Annotated in this window: 5 protein-coding genes and 1 pseudogene; 1 reads left to right on the top strand and 5 read right to left on the bottom strand. The window is 67.3% G+C overall.

The genetic code is table 11. From position 1 onward, the window contains the following. A partial coding sequence (locus ACIQ6O_RS11875) for a chorismate-binding protein (RefSeq protein ID WP_396208002.1) occupies nucleotides 1–1,009 on the bottom strand: 1,009 nt, incomplete at its 3' end. Nucleotides 1,010–1,067: 58 nt separating this feature from the next. Between ACIQ6O_RS11875 and ACIQ6O_RS11870 the strand changes: the two genes are divergently transcribed. Beyond that, a complete protein-coding gene (locus ACIQ6O_RS11870; RefSeq protein WP_396208001.1) occupies nucleotides 1,068–1,571 on the top strand; it encodes an NUDIX domain-containing protein in 504 nt (167 codons plus the stop codon). A 35-nt stretch (nucleotides 1,572–1,606) separates the two neighbouring features. Here the strand turns inward: ACIQ6O_RS11870 and ACIQ6O_RS11865 are convergent, their stop codons facing one another. From ACIQ6O_RS11865 to ACIQ6O_RS11850, 4 genes and pseudogenes are all read right to left on the bottom strand, one after another. Continuing rightward, nucleotides 1,607–2,278, bottom strand: coding sequence for a hypothetical protein (locus tag ACIQ6O_RS11865; protein WP_396208000.1), 672 nt, complete (start codon nucleotides 2,276–2,278; stop codon nucleotides 1,607–1,609). 7 nt (nucleotides 2,279–2,285) lie between these two features. After that, complete coding sequence (gene yihA / locus ACIQ6O_RS11860) at nucleotides 2,286–2,969, bottom strand: ribosome biogenesis GTP-binding protein YihA/YsxC (RefSeq protein WP_396207999.1); 684 nt, start codon at nucleotides 2,967–2,969, stop codon at nucleotides 2,286–2,288. After that, the gene (gene lon / locus ACIQ6O_RS11855; protein ID WP_396208003.1) at nucleotides 2,966–5,386 is read right to left on the bottom strand and encodes an endopeptidase La; all 2,421 of its coding nucleotides are present in this window, start codon (nucleotides 5,384–5,386) and stop codon (nucleotides 2,966–2,968) included. The genes yihA and lon overlap by 4 nt, the downstream gene beginning before the upstream one ends. Next, a pseudogene (locus tag ACIQ6O_RS11850) lies at nucleotides 5,383–5,706 on the bottom strand (ATP-dependent Clp protease ATP-binding subunit ClpX); the annotation flags it as partial. The gene lon and the pseudogene ACIQ6O_RS11850, both read right to left, overlap by 4 nt.

Genomic DNA, 5,706 nt, shown 5'->3' with positions numbered 1-5,706 from the left:
TGATGAGCTCATCGGCCAGCGCCTGATCTTCAGCCTCGGTACGCCCGCGGGGGCGCGTGCCGGCGATGGGACGCACCGTCAGCTTGCCATCGGCCACACGCAGCATCATTTCGGGCGAGCTGCCTACCAGCTCGAGTCCGTCGAGCTGGAGGTGAAACATGTACGGGCTCGGGTTGAGCGCGCGGAGTGTGCGATAAAGCGTGGTTGTGTCGAAATCGAGCGGCGTTTCCATGCGACGCGCCAGCAGCGCCTGAAAGACATCGCCGGCGAGGATGTACTCCTTGATGCGCGCCACGTCATGCAGAAACGCGTCACGTTCGTAGGTGGAGCGGGCCACCGCGGGCGCGGCATCGTGATGCAACTGCAACGGCGGCAGCACCTCGGGGCCCTGCAAGCGCGCGATGGTGTCGTCGAGGCTGGCATCGGCGCGAGCGAACAGGGCGCCAAGCACGTCATCGTTTGCGCCCGCGGGTACCGGTACCGAGGCGATCACGCGCGCCTGACCGCGCCAGTTGTCGATGACCACCAGCGTGTCGGTGAACACGAAGCACGCGTCGGGATAATCGAGCACGCGCGGCGGTGCGTCCGGCAGGTGCTCGATATGCCGGACGGTGTCGTAGCTGAAGAAGCCGAACGCGCCGCCCCAGAGCGCGTCGAGCTCGGGGGCGTCCACCGGATTCATACCCCGCACGAGGTCGCGCAGGTCGGCGATGGGATCCGCCGGAGTGCGCGCGCCGTACCAGCCGCGCTCTGCGGTCCAGTCTTCGACCACACCATCCTTGAGCCGCCACGCCCCACGCGGTTCGGTGCCGAGGTACGTGTAGCGCGACCACGCCTGCCCGCGCGTCACGGCCGACTCGAGCAGAAACGCGAACGGCCCGCGACGCAGCTTGGCGTAGGCGGATACCGGCGTGCAGAGGTCGAGCAGGCAGTCGCGCCACACCGGCACGAGGCCACCGGCCGCACGGCACGATTTGGCGCGCGCGCGGAATTCAGCGGAGGTGGTCATCGCCCGAAAGTTCGTCACCCCGCTCGCTGCGGGGAAGCCAAGCGTCTAGCATTCGCCCATGGTTTTCGACGAACGTGATTCGAGTCGCACGCGCATCGACGTGCGCGTGGTGGACGTGGTGGTGCTGGCCCCCGCGCCCGAAGGGAGCGCCGACCGGTGGCAGGTACTCGCCATGCGGCGGGCGCCGGGGACGCGGTGCACCGGCGCGTGGGAGATCGTACACGGCCGGATCGAGGCCGGCGAAGGACCCAAGGACGCCGCGCGCCGCGAAGTGTTCGAGGAGACGGGGCTCACTCCTTCCCGGCTGTACAGCATCACCGTGAACCCGTTTTATCTGCACGCCTACGACAGCGTGCAGCTGGCGGTGGTATTCGCGGCGGTGGTCGACGGCGATGCGCCTGTCGTTCTGGGGGTGGAGCACGATGCGTGGGAGTGGCTCACGCCGGCCGGGGCCATGGATCGGCTAGCGTGGCCGCGGGAGCATCAGGCGCTGCAGTATGTGCTGCACCTGCTGCGAACCGGGGACGCGGGCCCGGTGGAAGACGTGCTGCTGGTGCCCTGAAGGCCCCAGATGATTTGAGGGCGGACTGCCGGCCGCTATCGCTTGGCGGCCGCGCGCGATCGTACCAGAGCGCGTTCCCGCTCCACCCGCTGCAGCACCGTGTTCCAGTCCGTCACGCTCGGCACGCTTTCGAGCTGCGCGGTCACGGGCTGATTGAGATCGATCTGGCCATCGAACACCAGCAGCGCCGATTGCACCTCGCGCTGCTTGAGGCGGTACTCACCGAACCCCGGCGTGAGCGGCACAATGTCGAGCGGCCGGAAATCGCGCCCGGTGTTGGCGATGATGAACTCCTGCGGCGAGAAACGCGTCTCGCCCTGCTCGAGCGCGAAGAAGCTCACGTACCACACGGAGTACGACGGGAGACGGTTGCGCTCCTTCACCGCAAGCAGCTGTGCGCCCTTGCTGGCCTGCAACTCACGCAACGCGCGATAAGAGTCGGGCGATAGCAGACGAATGAACCGTTCGTCCAAGGGAATGGCGCGAATCTGCAGCCCGTTAGCCGGCGATGACTTGAGGGCGATATCGTCCTGGCGAAGCGTGCCATACCCGGCCGGTACCCAGTTCGCGTCGAGGGTGTCACCGCTCACGCCGGCTTGACCGGCCGGGGGCACCACCTGCGCCGGTACGGGGGTCGCCATGCCGCACCCGGCGAGCGCAACCATCGCGAGCACGAGCACAGGCCCTCGCCACGAACGTCTCTGCATGGGTCGCCTACTCCTCTGCAGTATCCGCCGTTTCCGCGGCGTCGTCGGTCACCGGCAGTTTCCAGTCGGGCATCGCGAGCAGCGACATGAGGGCCGAGGCGAGTTCGTCCCGCCCTTCACCGGTTTGCGCGCTGAACGGTACGATCTGATCGGGGTCGAGCCCGAGCTGCGTGGACAGTTCGCGCACACGCGTGGCCACCTGACCACGCCCGAGCTTGTCGACCTTGGTCACCGCGAAGATGGTCGGTACCCCAAGCTCGGCCAGAAAGTCGAGCATGGTCATGTCGTCGTCGGTGGGATCGTGGCGCACATCGAGCAGCTGTACGACCCCCCATATCTTGGGGCTGTCCTTGAGATAGCCCTCGATGAGCGGACGCCATTCGGCCTTACGCGCCTTGCTGATGCGCGCATAGCCGTATCCGGGCAGGTCGGCCAGCACGAACTGGCGGTTCACGTCGAAGAAATGAATTTCGCGCGTGCGCCCCGGCGTGTTGCTCACGCGCGCAAACGCCTTGCGCTTCATGAGGCGGTTGAGCAACGACGATTTGCCCACGTTCGACCGCCCCACGAAGGCGATCTCCGGGTGCGTCGGGTCGGGGCGCCAGCCCTCGCGCGAGGACATCGGGCCCAGGTACTCGAGGTAGCGAATGACGAGCGGATCGGCGGACGTGGGCGTAGGCTGCTCGCTCATGCGATCACCTCGGCCTGCGTCGAGATCACCACGCGTTCCTCGTGCAGCGACGGGACGGGGCCACGAAGGGCCAGCGTCAACACCTCGTCCATCGTCTTCACCTGATGCCACGTGACGCTCTCCCGTACTTCCTCAGGGAGTTCGCTCAAGTCCTTCGCGTTGCCGGCCGGCACGATGACATGCTTGATGTGATGGCGATGTGCCGCTACCCCCTTTTCGCGCACGCCACCGATGGGCAACACGCGTCCACGGAGCGTGATCTCACCGGTCATGGCGACGTCGCCGCGCACCGGAATGCCGGTGAGCGCACTCGTGAGGGCCGTGGCCAGCGCGATGCCGGCCGACGGACCGTCCTTGGGAGTGGCCCCCGCCGGCAGATGCACATGGATGTCGCGCGTGCGATGGAAGTCGGGAGAAAGCCCGAGCGCCGACGCTCTCGCGCGCACGAAGCTCAGCGCGGCTGCCGCCGACTCCTTGATCACGTCACCCAACGTGCCGGTGAGTTGCAGGCGCCCACGGCCGGGAAGCACGCTCACCTCGATTTCCAGCAGTTCGCCACCGGTACTCGTGTAGGCGAGGCCGTTCGCCACGCCCACCTGATCCTGCAACTGCAAGTCGTCGTCGGTGTGGGGCGCCGTGCCCAGCATGTCGTGGAGCTGGGCCGCCGTCACGGTCACTCCGGCACGTCCACTCCAATCGCGGCGGGCCAGCTTGCGCGATACGCGGGCGATCCGGCGTTCGAGATCTCGCACGCCGGCTTCGCGGGTGTAATTGCGGATGATCGCCGGCAGCACGTCGTCGGCCAGCGTCACTCGCTCCACCGGGACCCCGTTGGCCGCAAGCTGTCGCGGCACGAGAAAGCGCCGCGCAATGGCAAGCTTCTCCTGCTCGAGATACCCGGGCAGGCGAATGATCTCCATGCGGTCGCGCAGCGCCTCGGGAATGCTTGCGAGCGAATTGGCCGTGGTCACGAACAGCACCTGTGAGAGGTCGTAGTCCACCTCCAGGTAGTGGTCGTTGAAGGCGTGATTCTGCTCGGGGTCGAGCACTTCGAGCAGCGCCGCCGCCGGGTCGCCGCGCCAATCGGCACCCAGCTTGTCCACTTCGTCGAGCAGGATGACCGGGTTCACGCTTTCGGCGCGGCGCATGGCCTGCAGGATGCGTCCCGGCATGCTGCCGATGTACGTACGGCGATGTCCGCGGATTTCGGCTTCGTCACGCACACCACCAAGCGCCATGCGCACGAACTTGCGATTCAGCGCGTGGGCGATGCTGCGGCCGAGTGACGTTTTGCCGACACCTGGCGGGCCCACGAGGCACAGAATGGGCCCCTGCAGCTTGCCCACGCGCGCCAGCACGGCGATGTGATCGAGAATGCGCTCCTTCACCTCGGTGAGACCGAAGTGATCGCCCTCGAGCGCGGTGCGCGCGGTGTCGAGATCGGTCGTATCGTCGGTGCGGTCGGTCCACGGCAACGCGAGGACCCAGTCGATCCACCCGCGGGCGACGGCGGCGTCCGGGCTGGTGGGAGAGCTACGCTTGAGTCGACGCAATTCGCGCTGCGCGCGGGCGGCCACGGCTTCGGGCAGTCCGCGCGCGGCGATCTGCCGCCCCAACTCCTCGTACTCGTCGCCGTCCTCCTGGCCGAGCTCCTTGTGAATCGCGCGCAGCTGCTCCTGGAGAAAGAACTCGCGTTGGTTCTGGAAGAGCGAGCCGCGGACCTGTTCGTCGATCTTGCGTTCGAGCTTGAGCAGTTCGAGCTCGGCGCCGAGCAGCTGTACCAGCTGGGCCACGAGGTCGCTGACCGAAGGCGCCCCCAGCAACGCCTGCCGCTGATCGATCGGAATCTGCAGATGCGCGGCGATGCCGAAGGCGATGCGTTCCTCGTCGTCGAGCCCCTGGAGGAGACCGATCACCTCGGGAGGCAGGCGCTTTTGCAGGCCGCTGTATTCCTCGAAAAGCGCGAGCGCATTGCGCACGCGGGCGTGCAGCGCGTCCCCTCCGCTGCGCGGACGCTTGAGTGGCATGGACTCCACGCGCGCCTCGAGCATGGTGCCGGCCTTGAGCCCCCGCGTGCGGGCGAGCGCCTTGACCGTACCGTAGCGGGTCACCTTCACCCGTTCGAGCCCGTCGACGAGGATGCGGGTGGTCCCGTTGGCCACGCGCGAGGCCTGCTGCACGCGCGCGCGCACCCCGATGCGATAGAGATCGCTCCCGGTGGGGATGTTCACGTCGGCATTGCGCTGCGTGACGAGCAGCAACTCGCGATTGCCGTCGAGCGCTGCGGTAACCGCTGCCAACGAGGCGTCGCGGCCAATGAGGAGCGGCATGGCGACGTGGGGGAACAAGACCACGTCCCGAAGTGGAAGGACCGGCAGCTTGCGGCCGCCGGTCCTCGAAGTGCGTTGCGTGCTCAGGCTTCCTTCTTCTGCCGCTTGGGCGCGATTTCGAGGAGAGGCGGGGCGCCGTTGGCCACGGCGTTCTCGGTGACCCGCACCTCCGTGACATCGTCGCGCGTGGGCAGTTCGAACATGGTGTCGAGGAGTGTTTCTTCGAGAATGGCGCGCAGGCCGCGCGCGCCCGTGCCGCGCTTGAGGGCCTTGGCGGCCACCGCGCGCAGCGCGCTTTCCTCGAAGGTGATCTTCACGTCTTCAAGGTCGAAGAGGCGCTGATACTGCTTGGTCAGCGCGTTCTTCGGCTCCTTGAGGATGCTCACGAGCGCGTCCTCGTCGAGCGC

This window comes from Gemmatimonas sp. (genome assembly GCF_044345575.1).
Lineage (GTDB): Bacteria > Gemmatimonadota > Gemmatimonadetes > Gemmatimonadales > Gemmatimonadaceae > Gemmatimonas.
The sequence above is the reverse complement of the archived record's forward strand: the minus strand, read 5'-3'. Positions and strand labels throughout refer to the sequence as shown.